Consider the following 16,338-nt stretch of genomic DNA (forward strand, 5'->3'; position numbering starts at 1 on the left):
TCTTGCGAGCTGTTCGCCACGTTTATCCACATTTCGTTGAGTGCTTGACCGTGTTGCGGGCGGGCGGAGCTGCTTTCAGTCGGACAACGTGATCAAGCCGTGTGCGACGGCAAGCGCGACGGCTTGCTCGCGAGTCTTAGCGTCGAGCTTTCGTCGCGCGTTGCTCAAGTGGAGAGCGACAGTTGGCACTGAAATCTCAAGTCGTTTGGCTATGTCGTTATTGGAGCAGCCAATTGCGAGGCCCTGAAGGCATTGCCGCTCACGTCTCGTGAGGGAAAGTGCTGCATGAGGCTTGGCGGACGGTTCCATGCGCGCATTTTGAAGAAAATTTTTTTCAGTTGTAATCAAGAAACATTTACGGCGTTAACAGGGTCCGACGCGCGCGAAATTGAGGCGATTCGGTGGCATTGCGGACACACCTATCGATTGCACTAGCTTTTCCACAAAAAGAATTAATGCGCTGATCACCGTCCACAGGATTGAGCGGCACTGTGGAAAAGCTTTGCCGCCGGGGAGGGTTCAATACGAGCGATTAGCGGCGTCACAGCAAGAGACTAGTTTCAACGGTTTACGGCGTCGTTCCCTGATCGTGTTGCGTAACGGGGAGAGTTTTTATGTATCGCGTATCGCGTGTTGTTGCACGGAGGTCTTTGCTAGCTGGCGTCAACACAGTGGCGCTGGCAACATCGATGGCGTTTTCGACCACCGCTACTGCTGGGCCTTGCGGTGCCAGTAATAACATATCTGGCGTACTTAGCGGTGTCGGAAATACGGGCACCTGTACTTTCAATAATGTGACCGGCAGCGGGTCTTTGAATAAGAATGGCTCAGGTGCTGTCGCTCTCAATACAGTGACGGGCAATGGCTCGGGTAATTTGAACGGCTCGAACTTCTCTCTCAACGATATTTACGGAAATATCTCGGGCAATAATAACGGCGATGGCTTTGCAAGCAACGTTATCATTGGAAACCTGTCTGGCAGCAATAATGGCGATCAAGCCATTGGTAACATGATCGTTGGCAACGGCTCTGGCACGCACAACGGTGACGGGTTCGCGAGCAATGCGATCTTTGGTAACCTGTCTGGAAATAACAACGGCGATAACTCCATATTCAATAATGTTGTCGGCAACGGCTCAGCCAATCACAACGACGAAGGATTTGCCAACAACAATATCTTTGGAAATCTTTCCAGTAATCGCAATGGTGCAACCTTTGTAGGTAACACGATAATCGGTAATGGGTCGGGAAATGATGCTGGTGACAACGTCACCGGTAATTCCGTCATAGGAAACGCTTCTGGCAACAGCTACAGTAATGGCGCAAGCTTCAATAATGTCCTCGGCAATGCGTCGGGTAACGGCGTAGACGGCACTGGCAATACAGTGGTTGGGCTAATCTCTGGAAATGGTGTTACTGGCGACGGAAACACCGCTGTCGGGGTTGTGACCGGAAACGTGGTTGGCGGCAAATTTAATACGGCTGTCGGAACCGGATCCGGGAACGTTGTCTTCGGTCGGGGTAATCAGGCCAATGGATTTGTAACGGGCAATTTTGTCGGCGGGGCCTTCAACCAAGCTTCCGGCGCTTTTTCTGGCAACGGGGTTTTTGGTATTGCCAACCAAAGCTCCGGCCTCGGCTCCGGAAACGGCGTCTTCGGCGTCGGCAATCAGGCGAGCGGCGTCGTGGCGGGCAATCTCGTTTTCGGAAGTTTTAACAATGCCGTTGGTTCATTCTCCGGCAATGGGGTCGATGGGTCTTCCAATAGCGTTGTCGGTAGCGGTTCAGGAAACGGCGTAACCGGCGATAATAACCAGGTGCTTGGTGATCTCTCGGGCAATGGTGTGACCGGCAGCCGGAACAGCGCAGATGCGTTTTTCAGCGGCAACGGAGTCAGCGGCAGCGACAACCACGTTACAGGTACGTTATCCGGTAATTTTATAGACGGAGACAATAACGGAGCGGCGGGCTTTTCCGTCGGCAATTTTATCGAAGGTGATAGCAATCAAGCGTCGGGGGCGTTTTCCGGAAACGGCGTCTTTGGCGACGGCAACCAGGCGAGCGGCATCGGTTCCGGGAACGCGGTGCGCGGGGACGGCAACCGCGCGAGCGGAGACGGTTCCGGTAATTTTGTATTCGGCGCCAATAATAGTGCTGATGGTTTCAATGCCGGAAATGGCGTCCTGGGCTTTAACAACGCTGCATCGGGCGCGTTTTCGGGCAATGGCGTTCGGGGCGTGAACAATACGGCGAACGGTCTTGGTGTGGGCAACAACGTTCGCGGAGAGAGCAACCAAACATCGGGTGAAAACTCGGGTAACGCAGTTCGGGGCGACGGCAACCAGGCGAGCGGCATCGGTTCCGGGAACGCAGTGCGCGGGGACGGCAACCGCGCGAGCGGAGATGGTTCCGGCAATTTTGTATTCGGCGCCCATAACAGTGCTGACGGGTTCAATAGTGGGAATGGCGTCGTGGGCTTTAACAACGCGGCGTCGGGCGCGTATTCGGGCAATGGCGTTCGGGGCGTGAACAATGCGGCGAACGGCCTTGGTGTGGGTAACGACGTTCGTGGTGAAAGCAATCAGGCGTCCGGGGAAAATTCCGGCAACGACGTCCGCGGCGAGGGCAATCAGGTCAGCGGTCTCAACTCGGGCAACACGGTGCGGGGCGACGAGAACCGGGCGAGCGGTAATGGTTCCGGTAACTCCGTGTTTGGTGACAACAATAGTGCTGAGGGGCTCGGCAGTGGAAACCTTGTTTCCGGCTTTAGCAATATCGCGCGAGGTGCGTTCTCGGGTAACAACGTTTCCGGTGACAACAACAGCGCAAGCGGTCTGCAGGGCGGAAATAACGTCGTCGGGTTTAACAACTCCGCATCGGGAGCGATGTCAGGCAACGGGGTGACTGGAGCGAACAACCAAGCCAGCGGCTTTGCATCGGGCAACAATGTCGTCGGATCTGATAACCAAGTCAGCGGTTCAGCTTCAGGAAATGCTGTTGTTGGGTTCAATAATCAGGCGAGCGGTTACGCTGTGGGCAACAACGTGGCTGGCGAAAATAATATTGCCGGTGGGTTTGCGTCCGGTAACGGCGTGGCCGGCGACAACAACGTCGCGTTCGGGTCGGGTGCGGGCAACGGCGTCAATGCCTCGAATACGGTTGCCATTGGCACGAACGCAAATGCTCAAGGGAATGGCGGGATAGCGGTCGGCAATAATTCCTTTGCGGCGGGGCCGGGCGATGCTGCCGTCGGTGACGGAGCAAAGGTCTATGCCGATCAAAGCACTGCGGTCGGTAACGGAGCGACCGTTGCGAGCGGCGCGACGCACTCGACGGCGATCGGCGCTGGAGCCTTTGCGGGCCAATCGAACGAAATGGTGTTCGGGACCAAGAACGATACCTACACGACGCCCGGCATTACATCATCTTTCAGCAAGTCGCGGCAGAGCGGACCTCTTGAGGTCGTCACATCGGATCAGGGCGGGCATCTGGCAACGGATGGCGGCTCGATCTTCCGGCAGCTCGATGAAGCTCAGTCCGGCATCGCGCTGGCAATCTCGATGGAGAATCCCGATCTCGTTGCCGGCGAGCGGTTTGGCGTTGCGATCAACGGCGGCTTCTATGAAGGAGCGGCTGCCCTCTCCGTCAGTGCCGAAGGGGTGATGGGATATAATGTCTTTACTGATGGCGACCGGGTGGCAGTCTCCGGTGGTGTCGGCGTCGGCTTCGATAACGGCCGCGGCGACAATACGGTTGGCGGCAGGGTCGGAGCGCAGATCACTTTCCGGTAGTAGTGGGGCGCGTAATTGCTCCTAATGGGCGCTGCGCCGGCACAGCCGGTGTGGCGCTCATCTTGTTTACGCCAGATTTACGAGGCTCGTAGCCCTCGCCTGAAGTTTCGTGCTCCAGCGCTTAAGTGCGGATTTTCTCGATATTGACCCGGCGATGAAACAGAAAGACTTGAGAATAACCGCCGGGCTTGCGGGCTGGCCGCGATATCTCGCTCTGCTCGGGTTTGTGTTTGCGGTCAGCGCTTGTTTCGTCAAACTAGGCGTTGCGGCGGAACGGACGCCGCAGGAGGTAAAGTCGCCTGCTGCTGTACCCGCGGCTCAAGACAAATCTTCAAAAAAAGAAACGCAGCGACCGCCAGGTGTGCCTCCGCTCAGAAATCTTCTGATCATGATCCGGACAACGCTCGTCGCTCTTTATCAAGCGAACCTCACCAACAACTATTCGGTTCTTCGGGATCTCTCGGCGCCGTCCTTCCAGCAGGCGAATAGCACCGAGCAACTCAGTGCTGCGTTTGCCAATTTGCGCGCGCGCGGTGGTGACATGGCTCCCGTCGTTCTGGCGCTGCCGACACTGTCGGAGCCCGCTGCTATCGATCGAAACGGAATGTTGCGATTAAAAGGCGCATTCGATACGCGCCCGAACGAACTCGCATTTGATCTCGTGTTTCAAGTGGTGGATGGCTTTTGGCGTCTCGACGGCATTGCCGTTCAGTTTCGGCCGCCACTTACGACAAAAGTCGGCGAGGCGGTGCCGCCGAAGGCCGGGGGTTCAAGCGCTGAATCCGAACCTAAAAAGAAGGTGAGGAAGAAGGCTTTGCACTGAGTCCGGCCGGGGGTGTGCGATCTTCTTCGGCAAATACGAGCCGACCTTCTTCCGCCTTATGATAATATTGGCTTGCGACAAGCCAGCCCTTCAGCGGTCGAAGCGGCGGTATGCAGGTGAGAAGGATAAACGGCAAGCTCGTTACGAGATGAATCCAGAACGGTGGGGAGTACTTTACTTCGATCCAGCAGGCGAGCGCGGCCGCCGGAATGCAGGCGAAGCAGATAACGAAGAATGCGGGACCGTCGGCAGGATCGGCAAACGACAGATCCAATCCGCAGGCCGGGCAATTTTTTTTGAGCGTGAGGAACCCGTCGAAGATCTTACCTTTGCCGCAACGCGGGCAGAGGCCGCGCAGGCCGACCTTCATCGGTGAAAGCTTGGGCCAATGCTGCTCATGTTCGGCGCACATCGCGTTCCCTTTCTCCGAATTTATGCCTACACTGCAAATTTGTATGCATATTGTATGCGTCATGGCGGCATGACTAGACGGGCAAGTGTCGCATGGCCGGAAGTCTTGCTGTTTTTAAAATATTTTTAGGGGAGCGTAGATGTATGCCGGCGCTGCCGGGTTAGTAGGTTCGCCGGCGCTTTTCTTTTATATCCATACATGTTAATCTAATTGTATGGATAGAAGCGCATCGGCTCCCTCGACGGATTATTGGCGCCCCTGGCTCATGCCCGAGAGCGAACTTAAATATCTCGGCATCGCCGATGCGCTCGAAGCCGATATTCGCGGCGGGCGCGTGCGGTCCGGTGTCCGGCTTCCCTCGCAGCGGGCGATCGCCGGGCATCTCGGAGTCGATTTGACGACGGTGACGCGTGCCTTCAATGAGGCGCGCAAGCGCGGGCTTATCGACGCGAAGGTGGGCTGCGGAACGTTCGTGCGTTGGCTTGGCGGTAATGCCAAAAGAATTGGGCTTGCAGCCGTTCCTGCGATTGATCTCAGTCTCAATATTCCAGCTCAACCTGCAGCCGCCCGGTTGCAGCATCGCATTCCCGAAACGATGGCAAATCTTCTGTCGGGTGAGCACGGTCTACTGCATCTTCATTATCAGGAAAGCGCGGGTAGCGGTCCCGACCGGGCGGCGGCAGCGGTCTGGCTGAATGAACGGATCGAAACTGCCAAGCCTTCCAGGGTCGTACTAACAAGCGGGGCGCAAAGCGCGCTCTTCGGAATATGCGAATGCCTCATCGCACCGGGCGAGCGTATTGCTGCGGGTGCGTTCACCTATCCCGGCCTCAAGGCGATTGCGCGTCAGCGGGGGTATGGTCTTGAACCACTCGCGATGGATGGCGAGGGCATTCTTCCGGATGCGTTTGAAGCGTGCTGCCAGCGTTCGGCTCCGAAGGCAATCTATCTCATTCCCGCAATAGATAATCCGACGGCTGCTACGTTGCCAGAGGATCGCCGCCACCGGATTGTTGCGATTGCGCGTCAGCATAACGTCACGATCATCGAGGACGATCCCTATTCGCCGCTGCTCGATGTACCACGGGTGCCGTTCGCGCGCTTAGCACCGGAGCTGACATGGCATATCGCGACGTTGTCGAAGTGCGTGTCGCCTGCGCTTCGGATTGCGTATGTTGCGGCGCCCAGCGAGGCGCATGCGATGCGGCTTGCCGGTGTGCTCCGAGCGGTCAACCTCATGGCGCCGCCGCTCAATGCGGCCCTTGCCTCGAGTTGGATCGTGGAAGGCGTGCTCGAAGAAATCAGAGGCGCCATTCGCGAGGAGGCTGCTGCACGGCAGCGGATCGCGCGATCTGCGCTTCGGCAATTCGCGTTTGCCGCTGAGCCTCATGGGCATCATGTCTGGCTGCAAATGCCGTCGTATTGGCGCGCCAATGATCTGGCGGAACATGCCGAGCGTGTGGGGATTGCGGTTATCCCGAGCGCGGCATTCGCCGTTTCCGAACCGGTTTACGAAGCCGTGCGCATTTCATTGGGCGCAGCCGAGGATCGGCAGGTCCTTGCGGATGGGCTGACGCGGCTTGCCGACCTTCTTGCGCAGCCCGTGCTTCCGGCGAAGGCGATCGTTTAAAGCAATTTGCGCCTAGGGGTGCTATTAAACTTGTAAGATATGCGCCCAGCTTATCTTGGTGAAATCCGGCGCGTCGTTTCTGTTATTCAAGGTGCCCGCGCATGAAAACATATCTTCTGCAGCGCTTCGGGGTCGATGGCTTGGCGATCAAAGACGCGCCGATTCCGGAACCGGGGCCGGGACAAGTACTGGTGAAAATGCGGGCTTGGTCGCTGAACTATCGCGACGTGCTTGTGGTGCGCGGGATCTATGCTCCGAAACTCAGACTTCCATTCCAAATTCTGTCGGATGGCGTCGGCGAGGTCGTTGCGACCGGCGCCGGTGTGACGCAAGTCAAAGTTGGCGAGCGGGTCGCGGGTGCCTTCATGCAGAAATGGGTCGAGGGCGAGCCGGATGCTGAGAAATCCGAGAGCGCGCTGGGCGGCGCGATTCCTGGAGTTGCCGCCGAATACGTTGTGCTCGATAGTGACGGTGCAGTGCCGGTTCCCGAACATCTTTCAGACGAAGAAGCGGCTACGCTTCCCTGCGCGGCGGTGACGGCGTGGCATGCGCTCGTCAGTTCGGGAAAATTAGCGGCTGGAGAAACCGTTCTCGTTCAAGGCACAGGTGCGGTTTCAATATTTGCGCTGCAGTTCGCGCGTATGCTCGGTGCACGTGTCATTGCAACGTCGAGCAGCGATGCGAAACTTGAGCGCGTGCGCGCGCTCGGTGCGTCAGATGTGATCAACTACAAGACGAGAACGGAATGGGGCCGGCAAGCGCGCGAGTTAACGGGCCGGCGCGGAGTCGATCACGTCGTGGAGGTCGGTGGAGCAGGAACTTTGCCGCAGTCGTTGGAGGCCGTTCGGATTGGTGGGCGTATCAGCCTTATAGGCGTGCTGACCGGAGGAGCGGTCAATCCAATCCCAGTCTTGATGAAAAACATTACGGTCCAGGGAATATACGTCGGCAGTCGCGCAATGTTCGACGCGATGAACAACGCTATCGCGGTTAATGGTCTGAAGCCGATTATTGATCGAGTGTTTTCCTTTGACGAGCTTCCGCAGGCGTTGAAGCATATGGAAAGCGGCGCGCATTTCGGAAAAATCGTCGTCAAAGTCTGACCGCGCTATTAGTCCTTAAGGCTGGTCTAACAGAGCGAATGTCCTGAAAGGATGTGTTGCAAATGATGGCTGCCTAGATATCCTTGCGGCTATATCGGGAAGCCATAAGGATCGATAGTCAATGGTCTCAGCACCAACATTTTGGCGCTATGCTTTCAAGCTCGCCGTCGCGTTTCTGCTGGCATTTTCCACTCTTTGTGGATCTGCGTCGGCGCAAAAAACCAATACAACAACCACAACGGTGTTTGCGGCAGCGAGTCTCAAGAATGCGCTCGATGCGGCAGCTTCCGCGTACGAGAAGAATACCGGCAATAAGATTGTCGTGTCCTATGCAGGGTCGTCGGCCCTGGCCAAACAGATCGAGCAGGGTGCGCCCGCAGATATTTTTATCTCCGCGGATCTCGATTGGATGAACTACGTCGAGAAAGCCAAGCTCATAAAGGAGGGGACGCGCTTTAATCTGCTTGGCAACAAGCTTGTTCTTATCGCTCCGACAGCAAGCTCGGTATCGTTGAAGGTCGAGAAGGGGTTCGATCTTGCGAAAGTACTTGGCGGCGGGCGCCTCGCGATGGCCAATGTCAAGTCCGTACCAGCCGGGAAGTATGGTTCGGCGGCGCTTAAAAAACTCGGGGTGTGGGACTCGGTTCAGTCCAAGATCGCGCAGGCTGAGAACGTGCGCGCCGCGCTGGCCCTCGTCGCCCAAGGGGAGGCGCCATTCGGCATCGTCTACGAAACGGACGCCGCCGCGGAGCCAAAGGTCAAAATCGTCGGCGTTTTTCCAGAAGACACGCATCCTCCGATCATCTATCCGATCGCGGTGTTGGCAGCGTCGAAGACGCCCAGGGCGGCTGAAGCCTTTATCGATTATTTGAAAACGCCTGACGGGCAAGCGGCTTTCACAAAGCAAGGCTTTACGATTCTGAAGTAGATGACGCGTTGAAGGCGACAGGAAAGCGAGATCAATTCCGTGTTGGGATTTTCCGCGGACGAGTGGACGGCAATTTTTCTAAGTTTGCGGGTGGCTACGGTTGCGACACTCGTTGCGCTGCCGTTTGCGATCTTCGCGGCTTATGCGCTGGCGCGGTGGCGCTTTCCGGGCAAGATCCTTCTAGATAGCGTCTTGCATTTGCCGCTCGTCATGCCGCCCGTCGTAACCGGCTATTTGTTGCTTCTGACATTCGGAAAGCAAGGTGCCGTCGGCAAGCTGCTCTACAACCTATTAGGGATCAGCTTTTCGTTTCGATGGACGGGGGCAGCATTGGCGTGCGGAATCATGGGTTTTCCGCTCATGTTGCGCGCCATCCGACTGTCGTTCGATACGATCGACCGGCGGCTTGAGATTGCCGCGGGAACTCTTGGTGCCAATCCCGGCTGGCGCTTTTTGCTCGTCACTTTGCCTCTTGCACTTCCTGGAATCGTCGCTGGTGCGATCCTTTGCTTCGCGAGGGCGCTCGGTGAATTCGGAGCGACGATCACATTCGTGTCGAATATTCCCGGTGAAACGCAAACGATCCCGTCCGCGATATATACCTACATCCAAATGCCCGGGGGTGAGGCGCAAGCGCTTCGACTGACCTGTGTATCTATCGCCATTGCGATGGTTGCTCTTGTCGTTTCGGAAATTTTGAACCGTCGCATTCACCGGCATATCGCAGTCTTCGAATGACAAGCATGCAGCCGGCCATAAGTTTTCGAGCGCGTCAGCGTCGAAACGACTTTTTGCTCGATGTCGCGTTCGAAGGCGGGTCCGGCATTACAGCTTTGTTTGGTCCTTCAGGTGCAGGTAAGACGACCGTTCTCAATATCATCGCCGGAATTCAGCGTCCGGACAGTGGGCGCGTCGCGGTTTCAAATCACATTCTGGTCGATACGGAGGCCGATATCTTTTTGCCTCCGCACAGACGCCATGTCGGGTTCGTGTTTCAAGACGCTCAGCTGTTTCCGCATCTGACCGTCGAGCAAAACATCAAGTTCGGCCGGTGGTTCTCGCGGGGGGAGGATGTGTCGCCGCCTCTGGATATCGTGGCCAATGTGCTTGGTATCGAAGGTTTGTTGAGGCGCCGCCCCGCGACATTATCGGGCGGAGAAAAACAGCGTGTCGGCTTAGCGCGGGCGCTTCTAGCTGCCCCGCGTATTCTGTTGATGGATGAACCTCTATCCGGTCTCGACGACGCGCGGCGTAACGAGATCATGGGTTTGATCGAACGCGTGCGCGATGATTTCAAAGTTCCGATTCTCTATGTTACGCACACCCGTGAGGAAGTCAGAAGGCTGGCAACGCAGGTCATCTGGTTGAAAGCGGGGCGTGTCGAAGCGGTCGGGCTCGCTTCGGAGCTGCCCCAGGCATAAGAATGCCTTGGTGCTATTTGTGGGCAGCTTTATGCGGACGCGCGAGATGCTTTTCCATTGAGGCTAACGGCTTGGCGAAGACGGTGAGGGCTTTGGCTTCCATATCGCGATACTGGCGCAGGATTTCCTCGCCGAACGGTGTCAACCGCGCTGCGCCGCCACCACGTCCGCCGTGTTGACGCTCGATCAGGGGTTCTGCGAATATGGAATTGAAAGCATCCATTAAATACCAGGCGCGCTTGTAGGACATATCCATCGCTTTGGCGGCCTTGGCGATCGAACCATGTTCGCCGATCAACTCCAAAAGCTGAATGCGGCCGTGACCGATATAGCGTTCGTCGCCGAAGTCTATTCGAAGCTTTATTCGCGTCATTAGTGCACCGCGTCATCGTCGGACCGCGACCCGTGAATCGCGCGTTTTTCAATGGTAGAGATCTTGGCCGCTGTACCCTGGCAGACCGGTCTGCGACAGGAAACTTCCTTAGGAATTTAGCACACGATCCGCAACCGGTTCGGCACGTGTCAATTGTCATGCGGCCGAAGTCAAGTCTCTTGCGCGGTCTCCGTTCTACCGTCTCGACGAGATGTGGAAATCGGCTTATTTGCCCATTCACTAACGTATTTCCGAATTTTTAGGTTTGAGGGATATGTCAGCCACCGACGAACGGCATGAAGAGCTTCTGCGGCACCTGCAAGTCTTGGCGGAGCGTTCCGCCAGACGGTTTGGGCTGCCTCAAGATGCGGCCGTCAAGTTGATCAACGTCTCGGAGAACGCGACCTATAAGGTCGAGGATCCTTCAAGTCATCGCAAGTGGGCGCTTAGGGTTCATCGTGAGGGCTATCACTCGAGACGAGCGATCGCGTCGGAACTCGCGTGGCTTTTAGCCCTGAGAGATTATGGGGTCGCGACGCCAACGCCGATACGTGGCCTCGATGGCGAATTCATTCAAACGCTCGGCATCGAGGGGTTGGAAAACCCGCGGAATGTCGTTCTTTTTGCATGGGAGACCGGCAGTGAACCGGCGAGGACCAACGTCGCGGGGTTCGAGCTGCTCGGGGAGACGGCTGCTCGGATGCATGCGCACGTCCGCAAGTGGCGGCGGCCGCCGTGGTTCGAACGTCATACATGGGATTTTGATACGAGCCTGGGCGATCGTCCTCATTGGGGGCGCTGGCAGAACGGTATGGGTATGACTCCGGAGGCCATGGAGGCGTTCTCGGCAACGGTCGACCTGATCAGACGGCGACTTGGGGCCTTTGACAAATCGCCGGACCGATTCAATCTGGTTCATGGCGACATGCGTCTCGCCAATCTGCTGATGGACGGCAACGAGGTTAAAGTCATCGATTTCGACGACTGCGGTTTTTCGTGGCTGCTCTATGACTGCGCAACGACGGTTTCGTTTTTCGAACAGGCGCCTGAAGTACCGGAATTGCTCAAGGCGTGGGTGCGCGGCTATCGCCGGGTCGGCACGTTGAGCGTCGAAGATGAAAACGAGATCGAGACTTTCGTTATGTTGCGCCGCCTCCTGCTCGTTGCGTGGATCGGGTCGCATTCGGAGACGGAGCTCGCGCAGTCCATGGGGGTCGCATACACGCAAGCAACGATTCCGCTTTGTGAGCACTATCTTTCGCGTTTTGGCGAGGCGTCCCTGAAGGCTGCCGCACCTACCCAAAAACGCGGTCTTTTCCAGCGGTTTTTGGGATAGTTCTGCACGGCGATTGTGCAGTTGCGTTATCGATTGTCGATTTATTCATCGCGCTCATGGCTTGACCAGTCTCGCGCTTCTGCTAGCTTTTTTTACTTCATATGGTCGTAGCTACTCACCAGGATATTCCATGGGAGTCGGCGTAACTAACATAACAGCTGCGAACGCTGGCGAATGTACCGGGCGGGATGCGGGGCCTTCCGTCCTTGCATCGGCTGCGACGGGTATCGTCACCAGTATCGAACGCTATAAAGGCGATGTCGATCGGATCTTCGGCCACGCAGGTATCTCGCCTGAGATGGCGGGGTCTCCGACGTTGCAGTTGAGCCTCGATGCTTATTGCCGGCTCTTCGAGGAAAGCGCGCGGCAGACACAGAACGATAACTTCGGACTTTGGTTTGGTAACAGCTTTGATCCGAGGGATCTCGGATTATGGGGATATGCGGCGCTGTCGGCTCCTACTCTCGGGGCGGCGCTCGAAACGCTCGTCGAACTTTTTCCATTGCATCAACAATCATCGTCGATGGCGCTCGTCAAAACGGCCGACGGTTTGGTCCGGCTGGAATACCGGATTGACGCCCCGCAGATCGTCGAACGTCGTCAGGATGCCGAGCTTTCGCTCGGCATGTTCTTGAATGTTATCCGTGATGCGCTGGGGCATAGCTGGGCGCCAGAAGAAGTCCATTTCGAGCATCCGAAGCCCGAGGCTTGGCGCGAACATGAGCGTGCTTTTGCGGCGCAGGCATTTTTTTCGCAGCCGACGAACGCCATTATCTTTCGTCCGCAGGTATTAAAATTCGCGATGCCGGGCGCCGATCCGCGCCTGATGTCCGCTATGCGGCTCTGCCTTCAGCGGCTTTCGCAACGCAATGACGTTCGGTTCACCGTCGCCGATCGCGTACGGACGGCTGTGCGTGCGCGGTTGCCGGAAGGCTTCCCGCCGATTGAAGCCGTCGCAGCCGAATTGAGAATGCCCTTGAGCGCCATACAACGCGAGTTGCACTACGATGGCCTGAGCTATAGTGCGCTGGTTGAAAATACGCGGCGTGATCTCGCGCTTTCCTACATTCGGCAACGGCAGTTGTCGTTTTCCGAAATTGCGTTCCTTGTCGGATATTCCGAGCTTTCGGCATTCAGCCGCGCCGTGCGCCGGTGGACCGGCTTGTCGCCACGAGCACTTCGGGCGCAGCTTGTCAGTGTGCGTGTTTAATTTCGCAGTGTTAGGCTTGGGCTAGAGCGTCCATGCTTTCGGGCAGGATCTGTCCGCCATCAACGATGATCGTTTGGCCCGTTATGTACCCCGCTTCCTTCGATGCGAGGAAGAGTGCGGCGTAGCCGATATCCTGAACCGTTCCGAGTTTCTTGAGCGGAATTGATGCGGCCATAGATTGCTCATATTCGGCGCCGAGTTCTGCCAGTCCCTCGGTCGCGATATTTCCCGGGAGGACAGCATTGACGGTGATGCCATATTTGGCCAGCTCGATGCACGCCGTGCGCATGAAGCCGAGTTGGCCGGCTTTCGTTGCACCATAATGCGACCAACCGGGAAAGCCGGTTATTGGCCCAGTGATCGACGATGTGATGACGATGCGCCCCTGATCAGATTTCTTCAGATGGGGAAGGCAGGCTTTGATCGGCAAGAATGTGCCCTTCAAATTCGTCGCGCTGACGAAATCCCAATCCTCAGGCGACAGTTCCTCGATTTTCATCTGCGGGAAAATGCCAGCGTTGGCACATAGGATATCTATGCCGCCATGTGCGTTCGCTGCGGCGTCGGCGAGCATCTGCATGTCTCCCATCTGGGTGACGTCGGCAGCGAAACCCTTGGCGGTGCCGCCTTCGCGGCGAAATTCTTCCGCGGTCGCCTCGGCCTCTTCCAGGTGCCGCGAGACGACCATGACTTTGGCGCCGTTTTTCGCAAAGACGCCTGCGATGCCTTTGCCTATGCCTTTGCTTGCACCGGTGACGATGACCGAGCGGCCAGCAATTGAAGTCAGCATTGGCTTTCTCTCCTCACTTGTGCGGAGCCTCGTTGTGGAATGGCGGACGCCCATGACAGGCATCCGCCGGTTTATTCCTGACGTATCGTGACAGCGCTATTCGTCGTTCAGGACGAGCCTGCCGATTCTGGCGTGAGCGGTCGGTGAAACGAAGCGCAATACAAGGCCCCATATCAGACCGATCGCCAAAATCGTGAATGCGATCCAGGGAATCCGGCTGCCGAAGCTTCCTGTGCCGCCGAACGTTTCGAGGTTCTGCACCAGCAGATAGACCAGGTAAACCTGCGAGACGAAAGCGATGATAGGTGCGATCAGAGATGCGAAAATCCCAGCCTCACCGGGGTGGTTCGCACGAAAGTATGCGATGATGGCGATCGAAACGACGGCCTGCAGGATTAGCAGCAGCATCGTGCCGAGAATTGCGAGCATCGTGTAGACGGTAGCGTAGGCTTGCGCGTTTGGATCGTTGGTGCCGAGGAAGTATGCAAACAGTCCGACCCATACGGCCGCAAGAACAGACTGGAGCGTCGATGCCACGTGCGGGCTTTTGTGCGTCGGGTGTGTCCGTCCGAGAAAGCCTGGCAGTACGCCCTCGCGGCCTAGCGAGTACATATATCTAGCCGCCGTGTTGTGGAACGCCATCCCGCACGCGAATGAACTCGTCAGGATGAGCAACGCCATTGCCTCGACGGCCCATTTGCCGACGTGCTGTTCCAACGGCGCGAGGAAGAAGTTGCCGGAATCGCCGACGGCTTTCGCGAGCATGTCGCCTTCGGTCGGGTAAGCGGAAACCGCACACCAGCTCGTGAAAATATAGAATAGTCCAAGTCCGATAACCGAAATGTAAAGTGAAAGCGGAATGATGCGTTTGGGGTCTCGCGATTCTTCGGCGTAGTTCGGCGCCATTTCAAATCCGACCCAAGACCAGAACGCCATGAAGACGCCGACCGCCGCAGCCCCTGCCGCAATGTCGACGGGGCCTACCTTTTGCGCCGCGACAGGTGTCATGACGTTGGCGATGTTCAGGCTTTCGAGGTTGAAGTTGGTACCGCCCTTCGCCAATAGGATGCCGGCATCGAAGATCAGAAGCATGACGACTTCCAGGACGAGCGCGACTCCGAGAATCTTGGCGGAAATCTGCACGTCCTGATAGCTCAGGATCGATGTCAGCAGGATCATGAAGAGCGCAAGCCAGATCCACGGCACATTGATTCCGAGGTGCGATTGTAGCCAGGCGTTGCCGAAGAATGAAAACAGCCCGGTGAGCGATGCTTCAAAAACGCTATACGATGCGAGCGATGCAAATCCCGCGGCCATTCCGACATCGCGTCCGAGGCCCATGCTGATATATGAATAGAAGCCGCCGACTGACGATACCTTGCTCGCCATGGCAGCATAGGCGACCGAAAAGATGGTCAGGACGATGGTGGCAAGCAGAAAGGCTGCGGGGACATAAATGCTGTTACCGAATCCGGCGGCGAACGGCACATTGCCGAGCATCGCCGATTCCGGCGCGGCCCCGGTGACGGTCAAGAACAAGACGCCAATGAGCCCGACGGCCTTTGCGTGAAGTTTCTCGACCGATTGATCTTTGCTGATATCGAAACTTTCTTGGGCCTCTAGGGCGCTGGCAGTCGGTGACGTCACGTTGGCTACTCCCCCTGGAGTTCAGTTGATCGATAATCACATATTGCGGACATCGTATTGCTGTTGCCCGGGCAAGTCAGACCCCGGTACCAGCACTCTTATTTTACGTTGAGCGTATATGCGGACCACCCGCAAGGCTTTGACATTGTACTGTCAAAACTTGACCTGGGTCAGCCTAATCCCATGAGTTGCTTTAGTTCAGCGCTCGACATCACATGACAATAGATCATGTTGATGATTTCAAGCTCCTTGCGATGAAGATCGTCTGATCCGGCGGCGCAGCAATCTTCCACCACGACCACGTTAAAGCTTTCGTCCGCCAGGCTTCGGACGGTTGAGGACACGCACTGGTCGGTGAAAATTCCGCAGCAGACCACGGTTTTGATCCCAAGGTTGGTCAGGATCAGCCGCAGGTTGCTCCCGGTGAGGGCGCTGTCGGTGGTCTTCGTGACCACGATTTCATCCCCTACAGGTGCCAGCTCCGGGACGATTTGGGAGGCTTGCTCGTCTTTCGGGAGCAGAAGGTTGTTCCAGCCGGGCATCTTTTGCGATAGCGAGCGGTCGCGGCCGTCCTTGGTGTGGCAAGCGATGCGTGCGAACAGGCATTCAATCTCGTTTTTTCTGAATATGGCCAATAGATCTTGCGTTCGGGGCAGAACGATATGGCGCATGCGATCGTGAAATGGAGTCCACGCGTCGTAGCGTTGTTGTTCTTCTGCCGTCAACGAAGCACGGTCTGGGCGTTCTAAATAGGTGTTCTGAACGTCAATGACGAGGAGAGCTGTGTGTTGCTTTGCGAGATCGGGATCATCGGGTTCGGGCGCACCGTCGTAGTAAAAAGAACGAAACGCGGTTTTCCAGCTCATGCTTCCCT

15 protein-coding genes are annotated in these 16,338 nt (G+C 56.8%); 9 read left to right on the forward strand and 6 right to left on the reverse strand.

The window, feature by feature from the left end; genetic code table 11:
- Window positions 1-75: 75 nt before the first annotated feature.
- Window positions 76-309 carry a response regulator transcription factor gene (locus tag VHB22_RS16345; protein ID WP_414652716.1) on the reverse strand — a complete coding sequence of 78 codons (234 nt, stop codon included), beginning with the start codon at window positions 307-309 and terminating at the stop codon, window positions 76-78.
- A 305-nt stretch (window positions 310-614) separates the two neighbouring features.
- Here VHB22_RS16345 and VHB22_RS06860 point away from each other — a divergent pair, with 305 nt between their 5' ends.
- Both VHB22_RS06860 and VHB22_RS06865 read left to right on the forward strand, forming a co-directional pair.
- Entirely contained in the window at window positions 615-3,791 is a 3,177-nt protein-coding gene (locus VHB22_RS06860; RefSeq protein WP_325456219.1) for a hypothetical protein, read from the forward strand.
- 154 nt (window positions 3,792-3,945) lie between these two features.
- The gene (locus VHB22_RS06865) at window positions 3,946-4,614 is read left to right on the forward strand and encodes a hypothetical protein (protein WP_325456220.1); all 669 of its coding nucleotides are present in this window, start codon (window positions 3,946-3,948) and stop codon (window positions 4,612-4,614) included.
- Here the strand turns inward: VHB22_RS06865 and VHB22_RS06870 are convergent.
- A complete protein-coding gene (locus VHB22_RS06870; protein WP_325456221.1) occupies window positions 4,580-5,026 on the reverse strand; it encodes a DUF983 domain-containing protein in 447 nt (148 codons plus the stop codon). The two genes, VHB22_RS06865 and VHB22_RS06870, sit on opposite strands and share 35 nt — an antisense overlap.
- 265 nt (window positions 5,027-5,291) lie before the next feature.
- Here VHB22_RS06870 and VHB22_RS06875 point away from each other — a divergent pair, with 265 nt between their 5' ends.
- From VHB22_RS06875 to VHB22_RS06895, 5 genes are all read left to right on the forward strand, one after another.
- Entirely contained in the window at window positions 5,292-6,656 is a 1,365-nt protein-coding gene (locus VHB22_RS06875) for a PLP-dependent aminotransferase family protein (RefSeq protein WP_325456222.1), read from the forward strand.
- A gap of 101 nt (window positions 6,657-6,757) precedes the next feature.
- Window positions 6,758-7,759, forward strand: coding sequence for an NAD(P)-dependent alcohol dehydrogenase (locus tag VHB22_RS06880; protein ID WP_325456223.1), 1,002 nt, complete (start codon window positions 6,758-6,760; stop codon window positions 7,757-7,759).
- Between the two features lie 121 nt (window positions 7,760-7,880).
- Complete coding sequence (gene modA, locus VHB22_RS06885; protein ID WP_325456224.1) at window positions 7,881-8,687, forward strand: molybdate ABC transporter substrate-binding protein; 807 nt, start codon at window positions 7,881-7,883, stop codon at window positions 8,685-8,687.
- A 39-nt stretch (window positions 8,688-8,726) separates the two neighbouring features.
- Complete coding sequence (gene modB / locus VHB22_RS06890; RefSeq protein WP_414652717.1) at window positions 8,727-9,425, forward strand: molybdate ABC transporter permease subunit; 699 nt, start codon at window positions 8,727-8,729, stop codon at window positions 9,423-9,425.
- 5 nt (window positions 9,426-9,430) lie between these two features.
- Window positions 9,431-10,108, forward strand: coding sequence for a molybdenum ABC transporter ATP-binding protein (locus VHB22_RS06895; RefSeq protein ID WP_325456225.1), 678 nt, complete (start codon window positions 9,431-9,433; stop codon window positions 10,106-10,108).
- A gap of 13 nt (window positions 10,109-10,121) precedes the next feature.
- Here the strand turns inward: VHB22_RS06895 and VHB22_RS06900 are convergent, their stop codons facing one another.
- On the reverse strand, window positions 10,122-10,481 hold the full coding sequence (locus VHB22_RS06900) for a winged helix-turn-helix domain-containing protein (RefSeq protein WP_325456226.1): 360 nt from the start codon (window positions 10,479-10,481) through the stop codon (window positions 10,122-10,124).
- Between the two features lie 274 nt (window positions 10,482-10,755).
- Here VHB22_RS06900 and VHB22_RS06905 point away from each other — a divergent pair, with 274 nt between their 5' ends.
- On the forward strand, window positions 10,756-11,817 hold the full coding sequence (locus tag VHB22_RS06905; protein WP_325456227.1) for a phosphotransferase enzyme family protein: 1,062 nt from the start codon (window positions 10,756-10,758) through the stop codon (window positions 11,815-11,817).
- Between the two features lie 130 nt (window positions 11,818-11,947).
- Complete coding sequence (gene qhpR, locus VHB22_RS06910) at window positions 11,948-13,027, forward strand: AraC-like transcriptional regulator QhpR (protein WP_325456228.1); 1,080 nt, start codon at window positions 11,948-11,950, stop codon at window positions 13,025-13,027.
- A 10-nt stretch (window positions 13,028-13,037) separates the two neighbouring features.
- On the opposite strand, the gene fabG is transcribed toward qhpR, so the two are convergent.
- The 3 genes from fabG to VHB22_RS06925 all read right to left on the reverse strand — a co-directional run bounded on the left by fabG (window position 13,038) and on the right by VHB22_RS06925 (window position 16,330).
- Window positions 13,038-13,817, reverse strand: coding sequence for a 3-oxoacyl-ACP reductase FabG (fabG, locus tag VHB22_RS06915; protein WP_325456229.1), 780 nt, complete (start codon window positions 13,815-13,817; stop codon window positions 13,038-13,040).
- Window positions 13,818-13,913: 96 nt separating this feature from the next.
- On the reverse strand, window positions 13,914-15,464 hold the full coding sequence (locus VHB22_RS06920) for an APC family permease (protein WP_325456230.1): 1,551 nt from the start codon (window positions 15,462-15,464) through the stop codon (window positions 13,914-13,916).
- A 170-nt stretch (window positions 15,465-15,634) separates the two neighbouring features.
- Window positions 15,635-16,330 (reverse strand): isochorismatase family cysteine hydrolase, encoded by a 696-nt coding sequence (locus VHB22_RS06925; protein WP_325456243.1) that lies wholly within the window; start codon window positions 16,328-16,330, stop codon window positions 15,635-15,637.
- Window positions 16,331-16,338: the final 8 nt, after the last annotated feature.

Origin of the sequence: Hyphomicrobium sp. (assembly GCF_035548195.1) — a bacterium.
Classification (GTDB): domain Bacteria; phylum Pseudomonadota; class Alphaproteobacteria; order Rhizobiales; family Hyphomicrobiaceae; genus Hyphomicrobium_B.

Coding starts and splice junctions, on each gene's coding strand:
- VHB22_RS16345 (WP_414652716.1), bottom strand. CDS start 309: ATGGAACCGTCCGCCAAGCCTCATGCAGCACTTTCCCTCACGAGACGT.
- VHB22_RS06860 (WP_325456219.1), top strand. CDS start 615: ATGTATCGCGTATCGCGTGTTGTTGCACGGAGGTCTTTGCTAGCTGGC.
- VHB22_RS06865 (WP_325456220.1), top strand. CDS start 3,946: ATGAAACAGAAAGACTTGAGAATAACCGCCGGGCTTGCGGGCTGGCCG.
- VHB22_RS06870 (WP_325456221.1), bottom strand. CDS start 5,026: ATGTGCGCCGAACATGAGCAGCATTGGCCCAAGCTTTCACCGATGAAG.
- VHB22_RS06875 (WP_325456222.1), top strand. CDS start 5,292: ATGCCCGAGAGCGAACTTAAATATCTCGGCATCGCCGATGCGCTCGAA.
- VHB22_RS06880 (WP_325456223.1), top strand. CDS start 6,758: ATGAAAACATATCTTCTGCAGCGCTTCGGGGTCGATGGCTTGGCGATC.
- modA (WP_325456224.1), top strand. CDS start 7,881: ATGGTCTCAGCACCAACATTTTGGCGCTATGCTTTCAAGCTCGCCGTC.
- VHB22_RS06895 (WP_325456225.1), top strand. CDS start 9,431: ATGCAGCCGGCCATAAGTTTTCGAGCGCGTCAGCGTCGAAACGACTTT.
- VHB22_RS06900 (WP_325456226.1), bottom strand. CDS start 10,481: ATGACGCGAATAAAGCTTCGAATAGACTTCGGCGACGAACGCTATATC.
- VHB22_RS06905 (WP_325456227.1), top strand. CDS start 10,756: ATGTCAGCCACCGACGAACGGCATGAAGAGCTTCTGCGGCACCTGCAA.
- qhpR (WP_325456228.1), top strand. CDS start 11,948: ATGGGAGTCGGCGTAACTAACATAACAGCTGCGAACGCTGGCGAATGT.
- fabG (WP_325456229.1), bottom strand. CDS start 13,817: ATGCTGACTTCAATTGCTGGCCGCTCGGTCATCGTCACCGGTGCAAGC.
- VHB22_RS06925 (WP_325456243.1), bottom strand. CDS start 16,330: ATGAGCTGGAAAACCGCGTTTCGTTCTTTTTACTACGACGGTGCGCCC.